Here is a 20,006-nt window from a genome sequence, read left to right as displayed (position 1 = left end):
CCGGAGTTTCTTTGAGCCGCACCCGCAGCATGCTGCAGCAACACCCCGCCGCCTGGGGGGTGGGGCTTGCGGTCGTCGGTGCGGTGTTCTTTTCGGGCAAGGCCATTGTCATCAAACTGGCCTATGCCTACCCGGTCGATGGGGCCACACTGGTGGCCATGCGCATGTTGTTGTCGCTGCCCTTGTTTATGGCCGCTTTGGCTTTGGACATTTGGCGAAACACCACCTCACCCAGACTGACCGCCAAAGACCTTGGCATGATTTGCGTGGCCGGTTTGCTGGGCTATTACATGGCCAGCCTGTTTGACTTTACTGGCCTTCAGTACATCACAGCCGGGCTTGAAAGGCTGATTCTTTTTACCTATCCCTCCATGGTGGTGTTGATTGGATGCGCCATCAAGCGGCACTGGCCCGAACCGGTTCAACTGGCCTGCATGTTGATCAGTTACGTGGGGCTGGCGGTCGTCTACAGTCACGAGGCCGCATTCACCAGCGAAGACACCCTGCTGGGCTCAGCCTTGGTGCTGCTCTCTGCACTGTGCTACGCCTCCTATCTGCTGATTGGCGAGCGCCTGTTGATGCGCCTGGGCACCATTCGTGTGACCGCACTGGCCACTTTGGTGTCAGCGGCCGCCATTCTTGTGCAAATCAGCCTTCGGCAACCCATCAGTGTGATCATCGAACAACCCGCCGCCGTTTGGGGCTGGTCGCTGATCAATGCGGTGTTTTGTACATTCGTACCCGTGTTTTCAGTGATGACGGCCATGAGCCTGATCGGCGCATCACGCGTGGCGCAAATCGGCATGATCGGCCCGGTGTCCACCCTGATTCTGGGCACCTGGATTTTAAAAGAACCCTTTACGGTGTGGCACGCCATTGGCGCAAGCCTGGTGATTGCAGGGGTTGCCACCCTGAACCTGAAGAAAGCAAAAAAGGAGTAAACACATGGAACACAACAAAACCATTCACGCCATTCGCATACACAAGCATGGTGGCCCCGAGGTATTGACCTGGGACGAGCTGACCGTTGGTGCACCCGGCCCGGGCGAGGTGCAAATCGAACACAAGGCCATTGGCCTGAACTTTATTGAGATTTATCAGCGCGACGGCCTGTACGCCATGCCACTGCCCACCAGCCTGGGCAGCGAAGCAGCGGGCGTGGTTCTCGCAGTGGGAGACGGCGTGAAACACCTTGCGGTGGGCAACCGGGTGGCTTACGCGTCTGGTCCGGCTGGTGCCTATTCGACAGCGCGCAACATGCCCGCCAACCACGTGGTCAAACTGCCCGACCACGTCAGCTTCGAGCTGGCGGCCAGCATCATGCTGAAAGGGCTGACTGCGCAATATCTGCTGCGTCGCATTCGCCCGGTGCAGAAAGGTGAAACCGTGCTGTTTCACGCAGCAGCCGGTGGCGTAGGCCAGATTGCCTGCCAATGGGCCAATTACCTGGGCGTGCGTGTTATCGGTACGGTGTCCACGGACGAAAAGGCCACCATTGCACGTGCACATGGCTGTGCGGAGGTCATTGTGACCTCTCGTGAAAACGTGGTTGAACGCGTCAAAGCCTTGACCGATGGCAAGGGCGTCCCCGTTGTGTACGACAGTGTGGGCAAAGCCACGTTCACGGATTCACTGGACTGCTTGAAGCCTCGTGGCCTGATGGTGAGTTTTGGCAATGCCAGCGGAGCAGTGGACCCTGTGCCACTGACCATGCTCGCCCAGCGTGGGTCTTTGATGCTGACTCGGCCCACACTGGCGTCATTTACGGCAGACCGCGCAGAACTGGAAGAAAGTGCTGCCGAACTGTTTGAGATGGTGGGCAGTGGCAAGATCAAGATCAACATCAATCAGCGTTTTGCACTGAAAGACGCTGCCCAGGCTCAAACCAAACTGGCTGCAAGGCAAACCACGGGTTCTACCGTGTTGATTCCCTGATTGATTTAATGGATCAAAGGCCCCCGGAGAATCACTCCGGGGTGTTCAGTCTGTTCACTGCCGCCCTGCGGACACGGGTAAGATTGTCCCGACACTCCTGCACGAGGATGTCGACGTCTTGCCTGAGATAAGGCATGTCATTCTCGATCGCTTTGGCATGGGCAGCCTGCAGCAAAAGCGGATCTTTGCCCGCGGCCTGATAGGCCTTCACAACATCCAGCAAATCGTGCACGTAAGACTGCAACACATTCAAATTGGCGTCTACAAAGCCGACTGAGTTGTTGATTTCATGCACCACGCCTGTCGCAGTTCGGTGTTCTACTTCGGATTGCATTTGGTGATGTCCCACAAATTTTGCCTGTTCAACGGAATAACGGCATTCCCGCCCAAAACTTGACCCCAACCATTTAACAATTCCGCAGCGAGAAGGATTTTGATCCGGTAAAAGTTACTGGCGAATCCGTTTAAGTTAACTCTAAGTAACAGACAAAAGCCCATCCGGAAGGCTTTAACAACTAGAGCAAAATGACATGAGACATACCCTTTTCGGCGCCCTCGCCCTGTGCGTGTTGCTTGGTGCATGCAATTCAGACAACAACAGCAATTCGAACGCCGCACCCGGCGCAAGCGTGACCAACCCCAGCGAAGTGGGCGGCGGCACCTTGCCCACAGACAACACTGGAGGGGGAACAGCGCCACCGGCCGCAGAGGCCCCCAGCCGCTTCAACATTGCCAATGCCTGTTATGCCTTGCAATCGATGTCGACGGGCAAATTTGTCACCAAAAACAGCGATGGCAGTTACCAGGCCAGCGCAAGTACAGCTGGCACTGCAGCGCCTTTTTACATGAAGCCCACGGCGCTGGGCAAATACATGCTGTACACCGCCGACAAGTTGCTGATGCAAGCCAGCACCAACGCGTCAGGCAGCCCTGTGGGCAGCAGCAATGCACTCGACGACAAAATCGAATGGACGGTGCTGGACGACACACAGGGCCGAAGCGGATTTCAACTGCTGAACACGGCCACTGACAAAAAACTGGCGGACCTGCCTTCCATTGGCAAGCTCGGTCTGGTCGAAAAGACCGGCGTCAGTGACCAAACCGTCTTCCAGTTCGTGCCTGCCACCGGGTGCACCGACTATCCGGAAATTGGCACCAACTCCACTGGCGACACCTTCAAAGGCCAAGGCGTTGACAAACCGGTCAAGGGTTTCGCTGACGTTCACAACCACATTACGGCCACCTTCTTCCTGGGTGGTGCCCATCACGGCCTGCCTTACAGCAAATTCGGCGTCACCAAGGCACTCGACAGCTGCCAGGCCGACCACGGACCAGACGGTCGCCTTGACCTGGTGGGCAATCTGTTTGCCGGCACCCCGCAGGCCACCCACAGCGTGAACGGCTGGCCCACGTTTGACGACTGGCCCGCCTACAATTCACTGACACACGAGGGCCTGTATTACACCTGGCTTGAACGCGCCTGGAAAGCGGGACTTCGCATTTTCGTGACCGACCTGGTGGAAAATGAAACCCTGTGCAACCTGGTGGTAAAAACCAAAGGCAAACCCACCCAGGACTGCAATGAAATGGACAGCGCCATCAAACAGATTCAGTTTGCGCGCGACATGGAAAGCTACATTGACGCCCAAAGTGGCGGACCAGGCAAAGGCTGGTTCCGAATTGTGACCAGCCCCAAGCAGGCCCGGCAGGTGATCAACGATGGCAAGCTGGCCGTGGTGCTGGGCATTGAAATTTCACACCTCTTCAATTGCACGGTCAAAAACGGGCAACCAGGTTGTACCCAGGCCGACATCGACAAACAACTGGACAAGCTCTACGCGCTCGGTGTTCGCCAGATGTTCCCCATTCACGAATTCAACAACGCATTTGGCGGCAACGGGATCTTCAATGGCGACGTGCTGAACGCAGGCAACTTCCTGGACACCGGCGCATTCTGGCAAACCTACGACTGCCCCAAGGAGGATTATCTCTACACGGCCGGTGCCATCATGACCACAGTGCCAGGCCTGGGCAATGACCCAGTCACCCAGGCGGTGATCGCCAACAATCCGGGCGTGCTGCCCCTCTACAATTCACAGCAGCGCCAGTGCAACAAGCGTGGCCTCACGCCGCTGGGGCAGTACCTGTTCAAGCGTCTGATGGAGAAAGGAATCATCATTGAAGTGGACCACATGGAGCTGTCCATCAAGCAGGCGCTGATCGACCTGTCCCTGCGTCAAAGCCCCACCTACCCAGTGGTGTCCACACACGGGGGGCACGGCGGTTTGAGTACCCAACAGGCCAAGCAGATTCTGGCTGGCGGCGGGCTGATTTACCCCTTCCACCACAACGGTCAGGAATGGGTCAAAGACCTGCAACGCATTCGCGAATTCGAGAGCCCGAATTACCCGTTTGCAGTGGGTTACGGCGCAGACACCAATGGATTGGGCACCCAGGCTGGCCCTCGTGGCGCAGACCGCCCACCGGTTCAATACCCCTTCACCCTGTTCAAGGGTCAGGACTGGCAAGGTGTGTTCAACGGCGACGTGAAACCGGTCACCTTTGATCAACAGAAAAGTGGCGAGCACATTTACGACGTCAACCGGGATGGTCAAGCCAATTACGGCCTGAAGGCAGACTGGGTGGAAGCTGTGCGCAAAGAGGGCGGAAATGACGCCCTGAAAGCGCTCTACAATTCGGCCGAAGTGTATATTCAGGTCTGGGAAAGAACTCTGGCAAAACGCGACCAAATCAACCCATGAACCGACGATCACTTTTTTATCTGGTGATGGCCAGCGCAACACTGGCCATTGCCTTTCTTTACACTCAAACAAGGCTGGCCAATCGACTTCCAGCAGTGTCAGCGCCGTCCACCGGTGAAACTGCCCAGGCCTTGCCTTCACTGGTTATTCGGGATGGCAAACCAGTGGGGGGGCCATTGACCTTAAGGGCCAACAAGGGCGATTCACTCAAGGTCTTGGTGCAGTCCAACACCACCGGTAAAATTCATGTGCACGGCCTGGAATTGACCTTTCCGGTTCAAGCAGGTCAGTCTTCAACCATCGAGCTGCCCACCACCCAAACCGGCGCATTTGAAATTGAGCTGCACCCAGGTGACGTACCGCTGGGCGCACTGGAAGTGCATCCCAATTGAAGGGTCAAAGCGGTCTGGCCGGCCTGGCTTTGCTAAGCTGGGCCGCAGGCGCTCAAGCGCACAGCTTTGGGCAAACCTTCACATTGCCAATCCCGTTCTGGATCTATGCCTGGGCCAGCGGCGCCACACTGCTGCTGACCTTCGTGCTGATTGCCATCAAGGGTCAGGGGGAAGCTCAGCGCGAACCTGACGAGCAATACCCCTTCGAAAGACCCGTTAACCGCATGCCCAATTGGCTTGCCCTGCCCATCCAGGCACTGGGTCTGTACGGATTTTTTCTGGCGATTGTCAGCGGGTGGCTGGGCACGCAGACCAAAACCAACAACTTCAGCATGACCTGGTTCTGGATCATCTGGATGCTCGGCCTTGCCTACACCAGTGGGTTTCTCGGCAATCTTTACCGCGCATTCAACCCCTTCAACACCTTTGTGGCGCTGCTTGAACAGTGCCGATTTCCGCTGCTTGTCAAAAAGCACCCCTCCGTGGCTGGCAGCATTCGATTCCTTCCTGCCCTGCTGGGGCTAATGGGCTTGACCACACTCGAGCTTTTTGGCGATTGCCGCCCAAAAGACGTCGCATACTTGTTGGGTGGCTACGGTCTGTTTTACCTGCTTTGCTGCATGCAATGGGGTCGCCTTCAGGTCAATCGCTACGTGGACTTCCTGGCTGTGTATTTCAAGCTTCTGGGGCAGTGCGCACGCAGCCTTCGAAGGCCCACCGACCGCGGCGGGCTGCTTCAATCGGCAGAAAACCAGATTCAGGTTCTTTTGATTGTTGCGCTGTTTGCCACCACGGCCTATGACGGCCTGACAGGCACCCAATTCTGGCTGAAAACCGTGTGGCCAACCCTCGCAAGGTGGCTTGCGCCCTTGTTGACTACCGACCCACAGGCTGTTCTGGCAAACCCGCTGCAAACCAACTACCTGTTGGGCCCCTACTTTGTGATTGCTGAAAAAGCAGGGCTGTGGCTGGTGCCAGCCTTGCTGTATGGCGCCTACGCCTTGGCGGTTTACTGCAGCAATCTCGCCTCGGGTCGCAAACACAACCTGAACACGCTTATGCTGGCCTATGCCCGCTGCCTGATGCCCATTGTGCTGGCCTACAGCTTTTCGCACTACTTCACCCTGTTGCTGACGCAGGGCGTGCAGATCATCCACCTGTTCTCAGACCCCCTGGGCAGGGGCTGGAACCTGATCGGCACGCGCAACTTGTGGCGTGCGCCGATTTTGCTGGACGTGCGCCTGACCTGGAACATCCAGATTGCCGCCTTGCTGGCTGGACATGTTTTCTCGGCCTGGCTGACACACGAAAAGGCGTTTGCCATCTATCAAAACCGGCGACTGGCCAACATCAGCCAGATTCCGCTACTGGTTTTGATGATCGCGTTGACCGTACTCGGGCTGTGGATACTTTCACAACCCATGCGCATGGTTTAAGCCTTAAATTCGCTCGATTCGCACTTTGGGCTGAAAGACCACACCAGTTAATAAAGTGGCAATGGCTGAATACAACAGGGACGCCAACACCGCCCACCAAAAACCCAGCACCTGAAAGCCCTGCAACACGTTGCCCACCCAATAGAACAACAGGCCATTGAGCACGAAGTAAAACAGGCCGAGTGTCAGAATGGTCAACGGCAGGGTCAGAATGGTCAGCACTGGGCGAACGACCATATTCACCAGGCCCAGAATCAATGCAGCCAGCAACGCTGAGCCGAAACCATGCACCAAGACCCCCGGCAACAGATAGGCCACCATCATCAAAGCCAGTGCATGAAGGATCCAATTCAGAATCAATCTCATATTCGCTTCCCCTTTTTAAATTATCCTTGTGATCTGTATCAACGCCATTGCGGCAGGCACTCTCACAATCATGTACGACATCGTCAAAGACTACTACGGCAAACAGCTTCAATCCTCGGCAGACCTCAAAACCTCCGCCTGTTGTGACGCTTTCAGTGTACCCGGCTGGCTAAAGCCCTTGCTCTCCAACATTCACGATGAGGTACTCAGCCGATATTACGGCTGCGGGCTGGTCTGCCCTTCAGAACTAAAAGGCAAACGCGTTCTGGACTTGGGCTGTGGCTCGGGCCGTGATGTGTATGCCCTTGCACAACTGGTGGGCGAATCGGGCCTCGTCGTGGGGGTCGACATGACGGACGAACAGCTGGAGGTGGCCCGCAAACACGCGGATTACCACCGCAGCCAGTTCGGGTTCAAAGCCAGCAATGTTCGTTTTTTAAAGGGTTACATCGAAAAGCTGGACGAGCTGGACCTTCAGGCAGGCAGTTTTGACGTGGTGGTGTCCAACTGCGTGCTGAACCTGTCGCCAGACAAAGACGCCGTGTTGCGCGAGGTGTTCCGCCTGCTGGCCCCGGGCGGCGAATTCTATTTTTCAGACGTGTACGCTGACCGGCGACTCAACCCGACAGTGGCCAAAGACCCGGTTCTTTACGGCGAATGCCTGGGTGGCGCCCTGTACTGGTACGACTTCCTGAGGCACGCTCAGCGCAACGGTTTCATTGACCCCAGACTGGTTGAGGACAAACCGCTGGACATCACCGATGAACGCTTGTCAGCCCTGGTGGGTGAAACCCGTTTTTACTCCGCCACCTATCGACTGTTCAAGCTGGATGGGCTGGAATCCGCCTGCGAAGACTACGGTCAGGCGGTGATCTACAAAGGCACCATCGAACACGCAGCCCATGCATTCACGCTGGACAAGCACCATCACATTGAGACCGGCAAGGTGTTCCCGGTGTGCGGCAACACCTGGCGGATGCTGCACGACACGCGCTTCGCACCCCACTTTGAATTCATCGGTGACTTCAGCCGGCACTACGGCATTTTTGAAGGCTGCGGAAGCAGTATTCCATTCGATCAACAGCAAACAAGCGGAGCAACAGGCGGCGCCTGTTGTTAACATCCGATCAGCATAGGAATTCCATTTTGGCCAGCAAAGAAGAAATCACCCAGTTCCTGCGCAATGTATTTCCACAGGCGCCGATCGAGGTTGAAGCCGCCGCACCAATGTCCGCCATCGTGCGTTTTAAAGTCACTGAGAAATCACTCAGGCCCGGTGGATCGGTGTCTGGCCCGGTGTTGATGACACTGGCCGACACCGCACTCTACGTGGCCATTCTGGCCACCATTGGCATTGTGCCCATGGCTGTCACAACCAACCTGAACATCAACTTTTTGCGCATGCCCAAAGCCGAGAAAGACGTCGTGGGCGAATGCAAGATGATCAAGGTCGGCAAGACACTGGCCATTGGTGAGGTGTTCATCTACTCAGACGGTGAGGAAGCCCCAGTGGCCCACGCCACCGGCACTTACTCCATACCGCCCAATCGCGACCTGAAAACCGCCAACCGTTGATCAACCTGCTTTCACGCCGACCTTCAAAGGCACGCCACCCTCGTCCTCCTTGAAATCGGCTTTCTCGGGGGCGCTTATGTTCAAGCGCTCTTTGGCAACGCCTTGCGCAGTCAACCCGCTAACCGCAGCATTGACGCGCTGGCTGGCCAGTTGGGTCAGCTGATCGGTTGACACCTTCTCGCCAGCGGCAATCCGCTTGGCCAGTTCTGGATAAAACGACTTGTCCTTCAGGGCGTCTGTTTCAGCCGCCGAATACTCACGGGGCTTGTCCAGCAAGCTGGCGATGCCACTGAGTAGTTTGCCCGTCAGGCTTTGCTTCAACACACCCGGGTTGGCCTTTTCAAATGCAGCTTTCAAGCCCAGGTATTCGCCCTTGCCGAAGCGTTGCTCGAACACCGTCTGCAAGGCCTTTTGAATTTCAGGGGTGTCAAAGGCCAATGCGCCTTCCAGATCGTCCGCAGGGGGTGTTTTGCCCTCCGCCTTGGTCAGCACCGCCAATTTCATCTGACGACGGGCAATGGCCTCACGATCCGCATCGCTGAACGTGCCGGCCAGTGTCAAATTCAAATTGGGTCGCTTGGCCAGCGCCTGCGCCAGGCGGCTCAGGTTCTCCAGCTGGGGGGGGCTAAGCGCCGCAGTACCTGGGTCAAACGCCACCGTTTGCATTTGTTCACCCCCGCCCAACAAACTGGCCAAGGCTCTGAATGGCGAAGTAACAATCTTGGTAAGAATGTTGGTAAAGGCTTTCCAAATGACCTGCCCCACGCTGAACTGCGGGTCATTCAAATTGCCGTACACCGGAATACCAAGGTCAATCCGGCCGTTGGAATCTTCCAGCAAAGCCACCGCCAAATCGAGTGGCAAATTGCGGCCAGACGGACTGTCCACTTTGTCACCCAGCACCAGCCTGTCGATCAAAATCTGGTTGGTGCTGTTTAGCTGGTCATGGTCGATCTTGTAGTTCAGGTTCAACGACAACTTGCCGGAATTGATCTTGCGGTTGGCGAATGTGGCGGAATAAGGCGTCAGGTCAAGCATCTCAATGTTGCTGAACTTCACACCAATGTCCATAAACCGGGTTGGCTTGGCCAGATCCACCTGGCCCTTGGCCTGCATTTCGCCGTACTTGGCGACTTGACCTTTCACCTCCAGCACACCGCGTGCGTCGGGCCGTGTGGTCAAGCCGTTGAAATATCCATTGAGGTGTTCAACCTGCGTACCGAATGGCAAAACCAGCGACAAATCTTCAAATTGCAGGCGGCTCTCACGCAACCTGAAATTGTTGATGTTGACCAAAAACGGGCTTGCCTTGGCGTCTGATTTGGCCGAGGCCGGTGGTTTGCCATTCGCGGATGGGGTCGACGCCTTTTTGTCTTCCACCAAAATGCGACTGATGTTGGTGCTTCGGTCTTTTGCGATCAAAATGGCCGTGTCCAAGCCACTCAGCGTCAAGCGTGGCACCGTCAAGCCCTTTGGGCTAACCGACAGGCTCGGCGCAGACAAACTGGTGAAACTCAGGAAGTTTTTCCGCGTGTCGTTTTCATTGAGCTTCAGGCCGGCAACCAGCAGGTTGCCATTGTAAGAAAAATCGCTGCCTTTCAGGCTGACCTGCCCGCTGGTAGACACTGCCCCATCTTGCAAGGTCAACTTGACGTACTGCCCCAACACGGGTTGAACCGGTTTCAAGGCCAGCCTGGACACCGCCACCTTCATATTCACCGTCGCGTTGGCCGGCACCACCGTGCCACTGGCTGTAAGGGAACCTCCACTGTCCACTGAGGCTGAGGCCTGTATTTTCAGTGGCTTGTTCAAGTCTTGAGACACATTGCCAGTGCTGACCTGAATGTGATTCAAACCCAACGCCACAGCTTCCTTGGCAAGGCCGAGGTCTTTGTATTTCACAGCCAAATCATTGGCGGACACCGACTTCACGCCCCAAGTCCATGGCTTGGCGGTCGCGGCTTTGGCGTCAACTTTTGCGTCAACTTTGGGATCGGCCTTGGCAGGCTTGCCAGCAGGCGCTTCAGAAGGGGGTGCCAAAGCCTGTAAGGTTTGCAGCAAATCAATTTGCCCATTGGCTGCGCGCACCACCTGCACCTGCCCACCCTTCAGTGCCGCAGATTCAACTTGTGCATGGTGTTCGGTCAAATTCACCTGTGCGGGCCCCACCTCCAAAGCGCCGAGTTGCAGCGGTGCTTGTGCCGTGCCTTGACGAACAGACACACCCGTGACTGCAATCGAATTCAATGCCACCCGCTGCTGGGCCAAATCGAATTGCGCGCCTTTCAGATGAACCTGATCAACACCCAGCACCCCTGCGTCGGGCTTGGTACTCGATCTGTATTGAAGACCCTTCAGATCAAGCTCACCATTGCTGACCAAGGCCTGCAATTTGCCCTCGGGTAAAGTAACGTCAAAGTCCGCAGACAGACCCAGTGTGCCCTTGGGGGCTGGAATGGCCGTGTAAGCCGCCATGGCGGGGCCCAGCTTTTGCAAATCGAGATTCGACAAGGCCGCCCTGCCCTCTACAGCCAGATGTTCAAGCGTGACCTTGCCGCTGACATCGATGTCAGCACCCATGGAGTTTTGTGCCTGAACAGAAAACTCGCCGGCCTTGCTGGACCGGGTGGCCAGATTTTGCAGTTCGATGTTGATGGGTGTGAATTCGGTGGTAAAGCCCTTGGCCGTGCGATGATCGGACAAGGTAAACCCAGCGTCAGACACTTTCAGACTGGCCACAAAAACCTTGGGTGGCTTGCTGTTTGGGTCAGAAGGTTCGCTGGGCGGAAAGGCTTCAATGAAGCGTGTCCAGTTGATTTCTCCGTCAGGCAACAGTTCCAGATTGGCCCGCAGCCCATCCAGTTCCACCTTTTTCAGGGCAATTTCACCCTTAAACAACTTCGGAAAATCAAGGTCAATGTCGAAGTGCTTGAACGCCGCCAAAGGCTGGTTTTCAGGTGTGGTCAGCGCCACGTTGTCCAGTTGAACGTCCCAGTGCAAGGGGTCGATTTTCGGCTTGCTAAGCGTCAGGTGGTGGCCTGTGCGTTCAGGGATCTGCTTTTCCAGTTGCCATTTCAACAGGCCAGGCAAAGCCCCCCACAAGAACAACAGCAACAGGCCATAAAAAGCCACCAAACCCAAAGGGATCTTGAACCAGAGGGCTTTGTAGAAAGGCTTGGGAGCAATGGATTGTTGTTCGACCATGAAAAGACACTCAAAAAGAGGTGAAGGTGTTGACTCATTCTACACCCTCACCTGTTCGAGCGGTTTCAGACCCAACGACCTGCCGATTCAAAAACCACACCCCTTGGGCCTTTCACTAGATTTACATTGGCATGCGCCCATTTCAAAGCATTGCAGAACTCCTCACTCAAGGGGTTTTCGCTGACCTGGTGACGCTCCATGAAATTCTTGGATGCCACCAGTGCTCGCAATTCGTCCAGCAAGCCCGGTGTATTGATGTAGCGAACCACACCATGCACGTAGTTTTCCACACTGTCAGCCACGCAGAATTCCTGAAGATCAAATGCCGCCAACACATCGAAGTCGCTGCGGGCATGTGGCTCCTGACCCAGCAAACCAATACTGGGCAGCCCAAGCACCATGCAATCAATCGTACTGGTGGCATTGCCGAAGGGAAATGGACTTAAGGCCAAATGGTGCTGGTTCAACAACGCCAGATACTTGTCGTAACTCGTTCTTCTTGCCACCGTCGCGTTGGGGAAGAAGCGCTGGATCTGCAAAGCAGTTGTCAGGTGAGAGATTCCGCTCTGATTGGGGAAAAAAGTAAAATGCACCGGCTTTTCAGCCTGACGCTCGATTTCCTTCAAGGCGGCCATAAAGCCGATGTTGATTTTCATCAAGTTACAAGGAATGGCAATCCGCACTTCAGTATTCGAAAGTTCAGGTGGAGCAGGTAAACGCAAGTCCTTGTGAATTTCAATCAAACTTCCTATCTCGGAATCTAGTACCAGCATGTTTTCAGCCACGATGCCGGGCTCACCCACCGTTCGAGTGTTGATAAACGCCAGATCCATTTCAGTGCTGTGTGTGGTGGCCGGGTGACCAAAGCTCATGACTTGCAAAGGCGCCCAACGCAGATTAGCCATTGAAATGCTCCAACTGCGCATTCCCACGCTCATGAAGTAAGCAATGTCGGGCGTACATGCATCCATCACATTCTGAACATTCAACTCGTCTTCTTCAGACACCTCCAAAAAGCGATCAAACAACGCGATGCTGTCCTCGTCTACGTCAGCACGCAAGGCCACAAGACACAGAAAATAATCCGCCTTTAATCGCTTGATAATCGGGGCATACCAGCGATACATGGCATGCGCGGAAGAAAAGCTCTCTGCCATGACAGCCATGACAGGCTTGTTGTCCACGTTACCGGGCTGACGCACACTGCCGGTTGGGTGAACACGCAGGCCTTTCGCTTTGTGAACCCGCTTGTACCAGGCATTCAAATGTTTTTTAATTTCGTGCTTGCCTGCACAAACACTGTAACTGCACAACATCCATACATTGGCCACCAGAGCCTTGTATACGTCTAGCGGTTGCAATGCGCCGTACGGGTTGTATTGCTCCAGCAGAAATTGTCGACCGGCCTCACCCGCCAAAGTAGTTGGCATGCGATCAAGCAACAGCCCGATGGCCAGCAAGGCGGCGGTCTCACTTTCATCCAGGCTCAACTGGACCAACTCCTCGGCGCTCAAGGTACCGACTGAACTGATCAACACATTGCGCAAGGCCGCCTGATTTTGGGTCAAAGCTTTGTCAGGAAAGTCTTTGCCACGCCTTCGAAGAATAGTTTGCAGGGTGCGCTCCGACCGAAATCCGGAAATCTCAAACACCTGACTGATAAACCGCTTTTGCAGCGTCAGCATTACAACACTCTTAAAACTGAGTTTACTGCTGCAGTCCCCTAAAATTCGATGATAGATCGCGGCAAATCGTGTACAGAGTTCACCCGCAGCCCCTGTGTTCAGCTCAAAAAGTTGATCGTAAGGACGTTTCTCGCAAAGGCCGACCAAATGACCAAGCGATTTGATGTGGTCCTCCACGTTGGCGGGGCGACAAGCGATGGCATATTCCACCTGTTGGACTTGCTCATCTACATGCGCATACAGGGCTCTCAGTGCATCCTGCACAGCGGTGGAGTCAATGGTATCGGTCTGGCTCATGGTTCCTCTTGGCAATGCATTTGGGGATTCTCTGTCACAGGCACGCGCAAAATGTCCAGCAGTCTGGACAAACCCTGGGGTGATTCTGGTAAGTATTCTCCCAAGGCTTGGCGTAAAACCGGCAGATTGAAATGAGGCACGCTGGGGTGTAAATGGTGCTCGAGGTGATAGTTCATGTTCCAGTAAAAAATAGCCAGTGGCTTGGCAAGCAACACGGTACGAGTACTCAGTCTGAGATCTTCCTCGTCCCTGCTCATATTGACGTGCTGAAGCCTGGCCAACACCCTGTTGGGCAAGGTACACACAAAAGCAGCAAACGTCACAAAAATAAGCCACTGCCAGTATCCCAAGGCAAGTGCCAAGCCCGCCAGGCCTAAGTGCACAACCAGATGCAATCGGGCCTGGCGGACCAGCTGCCTGCGCCCTACGCTACCCGGTGGAAAGTGGTACTCTCCGAAAGCCCCCTTCACCTTGTTGCATGCATTGTCAATGAAGATGACAAGGGCTCGCTTGAATGCAGCAAAGTCCAGCAGCAAAAAATGCCAGCCTTTTTCCAGAAGAGGATACGGATCCGGATTCACTTCATAGTCCACCCCACGTCGAAGGGTGTGTTGATGGTGCACACGGTGACTGACTCGAAAATAAACCGGATTATTCCAAGTCAAGAATGACACAAGGTAAAACAGAGCCTGATTCAGCCGTCGACTCCGAAACACCGTCTGGTGTGCCAACTCATGCCCCAAGCCTGCATATCCCAAAAAGCTGAACACCGCGCCATACCCGAGCCAAAAAAACAAGGCCAACAACCCGCACAACAAGCCGGCGGCGGATGCAACCGAAGCTTGCCCCCACAGGTTGATGGAAAAGATGGCCAATAAGCACAGCGTCCCAAAATGGAGGGCAAGTCTCCACACACTGGGCCAATCCCGACGCTGGCTCAGTGCCAGCAGGGTCTCTCGGGGCAGAGGACTTTTCAACATGAGTCTACAAGAAAGAATCCAACAAACTTTCAAACCGTCCGAAGAGCTCAAACGCAATCATGGTGTTGGCCACATGGAAAATGCGTCGCCCCACAGCGTGCCCATCGAGAAAGGTCGTCACTTCATTGTGGATGGTCGAACGATAGTCATGCCAAACCACCACCGCATCAGCCTTGATCATCCGATAGGCGTTACGAGTGTCCTGCTGCACAATTGAAAAAGCATGACCACCATCAACGAACACGAAGTCAAACTGATTCTCATATCCTCGAGCCACCACATCCAATTTCATGCTGTCTTCCAAAACCTGCTGCACTTTGGACTGAACACTGGCTTGTGCACGCCGAATGCATCGGGCCCCCTGGGCGGCAAATCGACGCGTTAAAAAGGCGTCATTGGCATGTCCGTCGGTCAAAACGCTGCTTTGATCCGACTCCAACTGTGAACTGGACAAATCGGGAAGATCCAGCGTGACAACCTGAGCATCGGGCGGTGTATTTTCAGCTAGCAAAAGTGTGGTGGCACCCATAAAGGTGCCGAACTCAAACAGCGAACGTGCATCAATCAACCGAGCCAAACTGACGAGAACACTGCTTTCAAGTAGCGTCATGCCACCGATATCCGGACTTGGAATATTGACTTTGAAACCCACATTCTGATCTGGAAAGCGACTCTCAATGAGCTGGAATAGCACCTTGGGGCGAATGGATCGAATTGCAGTTTGTTCAGTTGCTGTGTTCATGATGTGTTCCAGTCGTGGGTACATGAATGGTCTGACCCAGGTTTGCAGATTCTTCAATGGCCTGACAAACAGCCAATCCCTCCGCAGCCACCTCTAGACCCAAGGTGTGGACATTCAATTGCCCAGAGCGCATGGCCTGTGCCAAATCGGTGTAATAGTTGGCAAAGGCTTCGATAAACCCGGCAGGGTGCCCCGCCTTGAATCGGTTATAACGGGCCTCCGCTGTCACCACACTGCTGGTGGAAATACGGTCGTATATCAGCGTGTTGCCACGTTCATCGGCCGCACGCAACTGCTCCGGTTGTTCCTGAACCCATTCAAGGCTGCCTTGCGCACCAAAGGCCCTGATGCGTAAGCCATTGCGTTGTCCCAAGGCCGCCTTGCCGTACCAAGCATTCACGCGAAGGTTGTCTGAATAATCGATCACCACATCCACTTCATCGATCAACCCGTCAGCCACGCCACTGATCGCCCTCTGCCAGGCACTGACGCGCAACGGCACCTTTCCTGTCACATAATTCACCAAGCTGTGCATGTGTACAAACAGGTCCAGAGAGACGCAGCTAATTGGACCATCCCGCAAACGCCAGGGTTGGATAGCCTGGATCTTGTTGCTGTTCTTTAAGCGCATGTAGGAATCCTGAGGCATTTCTATCATGATCTTGAACACTTGACCAATTTCACCCCGGTCCACTCTGTGCTTCATTTCCCGTACAGCTGGATAACCGGTGTAATTGAAAATGCACATGACGTCGACGCTACTGAGTGGCACTCGCTTCAGGATTTGCTGGCATTCTGCCAAAGTGCTGACCAACGGCTTGTCTGAGATCACGCGCAAACCATGGTCCAGGGCCAAGTGAATGTATTTCGAATGGGAATCGATGGGCGTTGCAATCACGACAGCGTCGACATCCAATGCAGGGTCACGCAGCATCTCTTCGGGTTGGCTGTACACACGATGCGCAGGCACGCCATAGGTGTGACCACTTTGAACATTGAATTCAGGATCCCGGCTGAAACAGCCTGCAGTGAGTTCATACTCCAGGTCCATTCGCATGGCGATTTCATGCACCCGACCAACGGCCGAATTAACCCCCCCACCTATCATGGCCACTCGAATCGGCTTTCCCACTGTCTTCCTGACAGAAATATTCATCAGCTCACCCCCGCAACTTTCACAGCATACAGTCACCACACCGTAATCAATCTGGCTAGCAATCGCTGAAAAACATCACTGTTTCAGACCAACCTTGGGTGTAATGGCGCAAACGAACCTTGTAATGAGGGTTCCACCCCAACACCACCCGGGCCACCTCCCGAAAATGAGAGGCATCGTGATAAACCGCAATCGCCAGTTTGGGGCGATCTTGTTCAATGTGTCGGCGACAGCCCGCCAAAGCATGAAGCTCCCACCCTTCCAAATCCATTTTGATAAAGCTGACTGGCTCAGCCACCAGCGAATCCAGCGTATCTACGTGAATACAAGTGTCACCAGAATGACCGACTGCACTGGCTGAGCCCTCCCCTGCATTGAAACGAAGTTCTCCCGCTTCGCTGGACAAACCGACCGGCAACCATTGCAATCGCGCACTGGTGCTAGCCAGTCGAACTTGAGCGGCCGTCATGTTGATCGGCGAAGGTTCCACAAAATAAATTTGTCGATGGTCTGGGTCATGCTGAATAAACAAGGCCGTGGTGTCACCGTCAAATCCACCTGCGTCAACAAACACCTCACCCTTGAGATTCAAAAAGCACTCAAAATATTGCTCAGACAAGCGCACCAAATGGCGTTGCATGAACGTCGGATCAGCTGTTAGTCGATAGCAAACAACCTCTTGAAGCACACGCTTACTTTCGACGTCCTCTAGCCGTTCGAACAACTCAGCCCACTCACCACGGTGCTGGCTGAAATCCTCGCGTTGCTGGGCGACAAACCAAGGCAATTGCTGATTTATCCAGCCTGCGTATGCTGCCAGATGCCCCAAATGTAAACGTTGAGCCACGTTCACGTTCATCAACGCCTGTTCTACATTGACAGGCGCAATTGAGGTGGCACAGTTCAACACCCAGGCCTCAGCCGGTATCTGATCCATTTTCACAACAGGCAAACCCTCCCAGGTTGCCGGCGCATTCGGAGTGTCATCAATCACACCCTGAATAGGCAAAACCCTGGACACATGCAACGCATCTGCATTTCGCCCAACCAGATAACGCGGCATTCGAATCGCAGGGTTTACGAATAAATCCACCTTGGCACACATTCGGGCCTGAAGGGCACTGTCTGCTGCCTCAAGAAACATCGTACTGTCTTGATTTTCGGGCCGGATAAAATCGACCATGGAAGAAGCGTCTAGTGGACTCATAGGGCATTCACAGAAAAAAGGATTCTGGACTTTGCGCGTTGCGACAGTGACAACAACTCATCCCCACTGCCAACCCGTGCAAAAAGTATGGCAATCCGACCTTTTGGCGCCACGCCGATTGAATCACCAACCGTGGCCACTGGAACCCAGCGCTCAATCAGCAGGGGCACATTGAAACGCAAACTCTCCAGCGTACAGGCTTCAGGAAGCGTCAAGGTGTGACGCAAAATTGGGTTTGATTCAACTTGCCCAGCCACCACCTCAAGGGGCAGCCCTAAAAATGGCAGCAAATATTGCATCACATACCCCGGACCAACGGTTAACTCCACCAGCTGGCTGTAAAGATCACCGGGGCAACGCCTCGTCAGTTCAATCAACCAGCAGCGCTGACCATCCCATATGAATTGGGTGTGCAATAAACCATCGCACAATTGCAAATGCCTCGCCAAAATCTCCAATTCACCTTCAAGGGCTTGCAACGCATCAACCGGCAATGCCCCTTGGGCAAGATGACTCGTGTCCACCGCATACGGATTGGCCACACAATGTTCGACGACCACATGGGCCTGTAGGATCTTTTGATCCTTTACAAACGCAGAATGGCTGTAAAGCTGTCCACCAATCCAATCCTCTACCAAGGCGCCACCAGAAGCACTGCTGGACTTGGCTTTCTGCACAGCACAATCCAGCTTGTCTTGGTTTGGCTGTGCAATCACTTCAACGCCTAAGCCACTGAATGCGTCAACCGGCTTGACAATGACAGGTCCTGAAGGCACACAAGCACCTGGGGAGTAGGTCTGAGGAGTTGTTAAATTCAGAGCCCGCGCACAATCCCTGAACAATTGTTTGTCCAATAGAACAGAGGCTTGCTCAAGCAAGTCAACACCATTGAAGCGACAATGACCAGTTAACGCCTTTGCTGTTGCGCAGCTGAGGTAGGCACGGTCATTGCACCCCGGAATGACATGATCGACACACAAGGCCTCGGCCAGCTCGACCAACGCCTCCACGTCTGCATAATCGGTCACATGATAATTTTTGGCATGCCGTGCAAGCGCGTCATTCGGATTTGCGCCACACAAATGCACCTCATGGCCTAGCTCAAGCAAAGCCCTGCGCAATGGTGCCGCCGAAAAATTGGTGTCTACCAGAAGCACCTTAGCCAAACTGACACCCCGAGCCAGGGCCGTTCATCAACTCAAATGCGTACGCCACCCAAAGCCTCCAAAGCTGTTAACTCATTGGATTGTCTAAAATACCAACCTGAGGCAATCGTTTGAACACTCGCCTTTATTGCCTCTACTCAATGCTTTCGCCGTCACGACCCCTTTTCCAAATAAAGTCCGCGAAAAGTCATTGGGGGCATGCCCACCTCCCGCTTGAAAAATTTGACAAAGTTGGTTGCCTCATCAAACCCCAGATCAATGCCAATTGACCCAACGGGCTGCATCGAATGAATCAACATACGCTTGGCCTCCAGTACGATGCGTTGAGTCAAATAGGCTTTGGCGGTCATTTTTTCCACCGCAAACACAGCGCGATTCAGGCTTTTCTCGGAACACCCCAAAATTTGCGCATATTCGTGAACATGGTGTTGTGTCGATAGTCTGACTTCCACCATTTTCTTGAATTGCTGAAAACGCTTGAATAGCTTTTGATTCGACTTTCTTTGCGAGAGGCCGTGGCCCTGAACAAACAAATTCACGCGCATCAGCAAATAATACAGACCCGTCACAATCAGACGATTGCCGGAGGCAAGATCGGCATATCGTCCGGAATCGAGCGCCATTTGCGAGATGATGCGCAGCCCGGCGTCGTGTTCCTCGGGTGGAGGCATGAACAAGGTCGGTAGCTCATCAAATAGACTTTCAACATCATGAGACAAACGTTTCACGAGTGTCTCGGGCAATGCTTCTGGCTTGAAAATAATCAGCCAGCCATCCCAGTCCGTTCGCCAATCAAATGAATGCACTTGGCCCGGCTGCACAACTACCCAGCAGCCTTCAGTACACGTCACTGGAACAAAATCAACGGTGTGTGTGAATTGTCCCCGGGTGACAACAATCAAATGACAAAAACTCACTCGGTGCGGGGTATGCCCCCAACCACTGAAACTTGCCCGCTGACGCAAATCAGCACAGCGCAAAATTTGCACATCCAGCGCTGCATCGTAATTCACCAAAGGAATGGACTGTGATTGCTTCAAAGGTTTACGCCAATTTTTATTGTCCAGATTTTACCATCATAGACCCACTTTAGACCTCGACCT

Annotated in this window: 17 protein-coding genes; 7 read left to right on the top strand and 10 right to left on the bottom strand. The window is 54.2% G+C overall.

Annotated elements, in window-relative coordinates; translation table 11 throughout:
* Positions 1–11: 11 nt before the first annotated feature.
* Together QQJ87_RS06510 and QQJ87_RS06505 are read left to right on the top strand one after the other, a co-directional pair.
* Positions 12–941, top strand: coding sequence for a DMT family transporter (locus QQJ87_RS06510; RefSeq protein WP_284280667.1), 930 nt, complete (start codon positions 12–14; stop codon positions 939–941).
* A gap of 4 nt (positions 942–945) precedes the next feature.
* Positions 946–1,935, top strand: coding sequence for a quinone oxidoreductase family protein (locus QQJ87_RS06505; RefSeq protein ID WP_284280666.1), 990 nt, complete (start codon positions 946–948; stop codon positions 1,933–1,935).
* A 31-nt stretch (positions 1,936–1,966) separates the two neighbouring features.
* Here the strand turns inward: QQJ87_RS06505 and QQJ87_RS06500 are convergent, their stop codons facing one another.
* A complete protein-coding gene (locus QQJ87_RS06500; RefSeq protein WP_284280665.1) occupies positions 1,967–2,269 on the bottom strand; it encodes a hypothetical protein in 303 nt (100 codons plus the stop codon).
* 196 nt (positions 2,270–2,465) lie between these two features.
* Here QQJ87_RS06500 and QQJ87_RS06495 point away from each other — a divergent pair, with 196 nt between their 5' ends.
* From QQJ87_RS06495 to QQJ87_RS06485, 3 genes are read left to right on the top strand one after another with little or no spacing between them, the layout of a single operon-like run.
* On the top strand, positions 2,466–4,697 hold the full coding sequence (locus QQJ87_RS06495; protein WP_284280664.1) for an amidohydrolase family protein: 2,232 nt from the start codon (positions 2,466–2,468) through the stop codon (positions 4,695–4,697).
* Positions 4,694–5,089: a cupredoxin domain-containing protein gene (locus tag QQJ87_RS06490; protein WP_284280663.1), complete on the top strand. Its 396-nt coding sequence runs from the start codon at positions 4,694–4,696 to the stop codon at positions 5,087–5,089. The genes QQJ87_RS06495 and QQJ87_RS06490 overlap by 4 nt, the downstream gene beginning before the upstream one ends.
* On the top strand, positions 5,086–6,525 hold the full coding sequence (locus QQJ87_RS06485) for a hypothetical protein (protein ID WP_284280662.1): 1,440 nt from the start codon (positions 5,086–5,088) through the stop codon (positions 6,523–6,525). Before QQJ87_RS06490 ends, QQJ87_RS06485 begins: the two co-directional genes overlap by 4 nt.
* 3 nt (positions 6,526–6,528) lie before the next feature.
* Here QQJ87_RS06485 and QQJ87_RS06480 read toward each other — a convergent pair whose 3' ends face one another.
* Positions 6,529–6,891 (bottom strand): phage holin family protein, encoded by a 363-nt coding sequence (locus QQJ87_RS06480; RefSeq protein ID WP_284280661.1) that lies wholly within the window; start codon positions 6,889–6,891, stop codon positions 6,529–6,531.
* Positions 6,892–6,961: 70 nt separating this feature from the next.
* Between QQJ87_RS06480 and QQJ87_RS06475 the strand changes: the two genes are divergently transcribed.
* On the top strand, positions 6,962–8,011 hold the full coding sequence (locus tag QQJ87_RS06475) for a methyltransferase domain-containing protein (protein WP_284280659.1): 1,050 nt from the start codon (positions 6,962–6,964) through the stop codon (positions 8,009–8,011).
* A gap of 26 nt (positions 8,012–8,037) precedes the next feature.
* Positions 8,038–8,466 (top strand): PaaI family thioesterase, encoded by a 429-nt coding sequence (locus tag QQJ87_RS06470; protein WP_284280658.1) that lies wholly within the window; start codon positions 8,038–8,040, stop codon positions 8,464–8,466.
* Here QQJ87_RS06470 and QQJ87_RS06465 read toward each other — a convergent pair whose 3' ends face one another.
* The 8 genes from QQJ87_RS06465 to QQJ87_RS06430 form a co-directional block, all read right to left on the bottom strand.
* Positions 8,467–11,670 (bottom strand): DUF748 domain-containing protein, encoded by a 3,204-nt coding sequence (locus tag QQJ87_RS06465; protein ID WP_284280657.1) that lies wholly within the window; start codon positions 11,668–11,670, stop codon positions 8,467–8,469.
* Positions 11,671–11,735: 65 nt separating this feature from the next.
* The gene (locus QQJ87_RS06460; RefSeq protein WP_284280656.1) at positions 11,736–13,652 is read right to left on the bottom strand and encodes a tetratricopeptide repeat protein; all 1,917 of its coding nucleotides are present in this window, start codon (positions 13,650–13,652) and stop codon (positions 11,736–11,738) included.
* The gene (locus tag QQJ87_RS06455; RefSeq protein ID WP_284280655.1) at positions 13,649–14,632 is read right to left on the bottom strand and encodes a fatty acid desaturase; all 984 of its coding nucleotides are present in this window, start codon (positions 14,630–14,632) and stop codon (positions 13,649–13,651) included. Before QQJ87_RS06455 ends, QQJ87_RS06460 begins: the two co-directional genes overlap by 4 nt.
* A 4-nt stretch (positions 14,633–14,636) precedes the next feature.
* Positions 14,637–15,374: an O-methyltransferase gene (locus QQJ87_RS06450; RefSeq protein WP_284280654.1), complete on the bottom strand. Its 738-nt coding sequence runs from the start codon at positions 15,372–15,374 to the stop codon at positions 14,637–14,639.
* Positions 15,358–16,530 carry a Gfo/Idh/MocA family protein gene (locus tag QQJ87_RS06445; RefSeq protein ID WP_284280652.1) on the bottom strand — a complete coding sequence of 391 codons (1,173 nt, stop codon included), beginning with the start codon at positions 16,528–16,530 and terminating at the stop codon, positions 15,358–15,360. The genes QQJ87_RS06450 and QQJ87_RS06445 overlap by 17 nt, the downstream gene beginning before the upstream one ends.
* Positions 16,531–16,585: 55 nt before the next feature.
* On the bottom strand, positions 16,586–17,737 hold the full coding sequence (locus tag QQJ87_RS06440) for an FkbM family methyltransferase (RefSeq protein WP_284280650.1): 1,152 nt from the start codon (positions 17,735–17,737) through the stop codon (positions 16,586–16,588).
* Positions 17,734–18,894 carry an ATP-grasp domain-containing protein gene (locus QQJ87_RS06435; RefSeq protein WP_284280794.1) on the bottom strand — a complete coding sequence of 387 codons (1,161 nt, stop codon included), beginning with the start codon at positions 18,892–18,894 and terminating at the stop codon, positions 17,734–17,736. The genes QQJ87_RS06440 and QQJ87_RS06435 overlap by 4 nt, the downstream gene beginning before the upstream one ends.
* 161 nt (positions 18,895–19,055) lie before the next feature.
* Positions 19,056–19,892, bottom strand: a complete 837-nt coding sequence (locus QQJ87_RS06430) for a helix-turn-helix transcriptional regulator (protein WP_284280792.1) — start codon at positions 19,890–19,892, stop codon at positions 19,056–19,058.
* Between the last annotated feature and the right edge of the window lie 114 nt (positions 19,893–20,006).

It is taken from the genome of Limnobacter litoralis (genome assembly GCF_030160455.1).
GTDB lineage: Bacteria > Pseudomonadota > Gammaproteobacteria > Burkholderiales > Burkholderiaceae_B > Limnobacter > Limnobacter litoralis.
Note: the sequence above shows the minus strand (reverse complement) of the source record. Positions and strands in the feature narration are given on the sequence as shown.

Bases quoted from the DNA above. Each gene is read 5' to 3' on its own strand.
- QQJ87_RS06475 (WP_284280659.1), top strand. From the start codon at position 6,962: ATGTACGACATCGTCAAAGACTACTACGGCAAACAGCTTCAATCCTCG.
- QQJ87_RS06445 (WP_284280652.1), bottom strand. From the start codon at position 16,530: ATGAATATTTCTGTCAGGAAGACAGTGGGAAAGCCGATTCGAGTGGCC.
- QQJ87_RS06480 (WP_284280661.1), bottom strand. From the start codon at position 6,891: ATGAGATTGATTCTGAATTGGATCCTTCATGCACTGGCTTTGATGATG.
- QQJ87_RS06460 (WP_284280656.1), bottom strand. From the start codon at position 13,652: ATGAGCCAGACCGATACCATTGACTCCACCGCTGTGCAGGATGCACTG.
- QQJ87_RS06495 (WP_284280664.1), top strand. From the start codon at position 2,466: ATGAGACATACCCTTTTCGGCGCCCTCGCCCTGTGCGTGTTGCTTGGT.
- QQJ87_RS06450 (WP_284280654.1), bottom strand. From the start codon at position 15,374: ATGAACACAGCAACTGAACAAACTGCAATTCGATCCATTCGCCCCAAG.
- QQJ87_RS06455 (WP_284280655.1), bottom strand. From the start codon at position 14,632: ATGTTGAAAAGTCCTCTGCCCCGAGAGACCCTGCTGGCACTGAGCCAG.
- QQJ87_RS06465 (WP_284280657.1), bottom strand. From the start codon at position 11,670: ATGGTCGAACAACAATCCATTGCTCCCAAGCCTTTCTACAAAGCCCTC.
- QQJ87_RS06440 (WP_284280650.1), bottom strand. From the start codon at position 17,737: ATGAGTCCACTAGACGCTTCTTCCATGGTCGATTTTATCCGGCCCGAA.
- QQJ87_RS06500 (WP_284280665.1), bottom strand. From the start codon at position 2,269: ATGCAATCCGAAGTAGAACACCGAACTGCGACAGGCGTGGTGCATGAA.
- QQJ87_RS06505 (WP_284280666.1), top strand. From the start codon at position 946: ATGGAACACAACAAAACCATTCACGCCATTCGCATACACAAGCATGGT.
- QQJ87_RS06490 (WP_284280663.1), top strand. From the start codon at position 4,694: ATGAACCGACGATCACTTTTTTATCTGGTGATGGCCAGCGCAACACTG.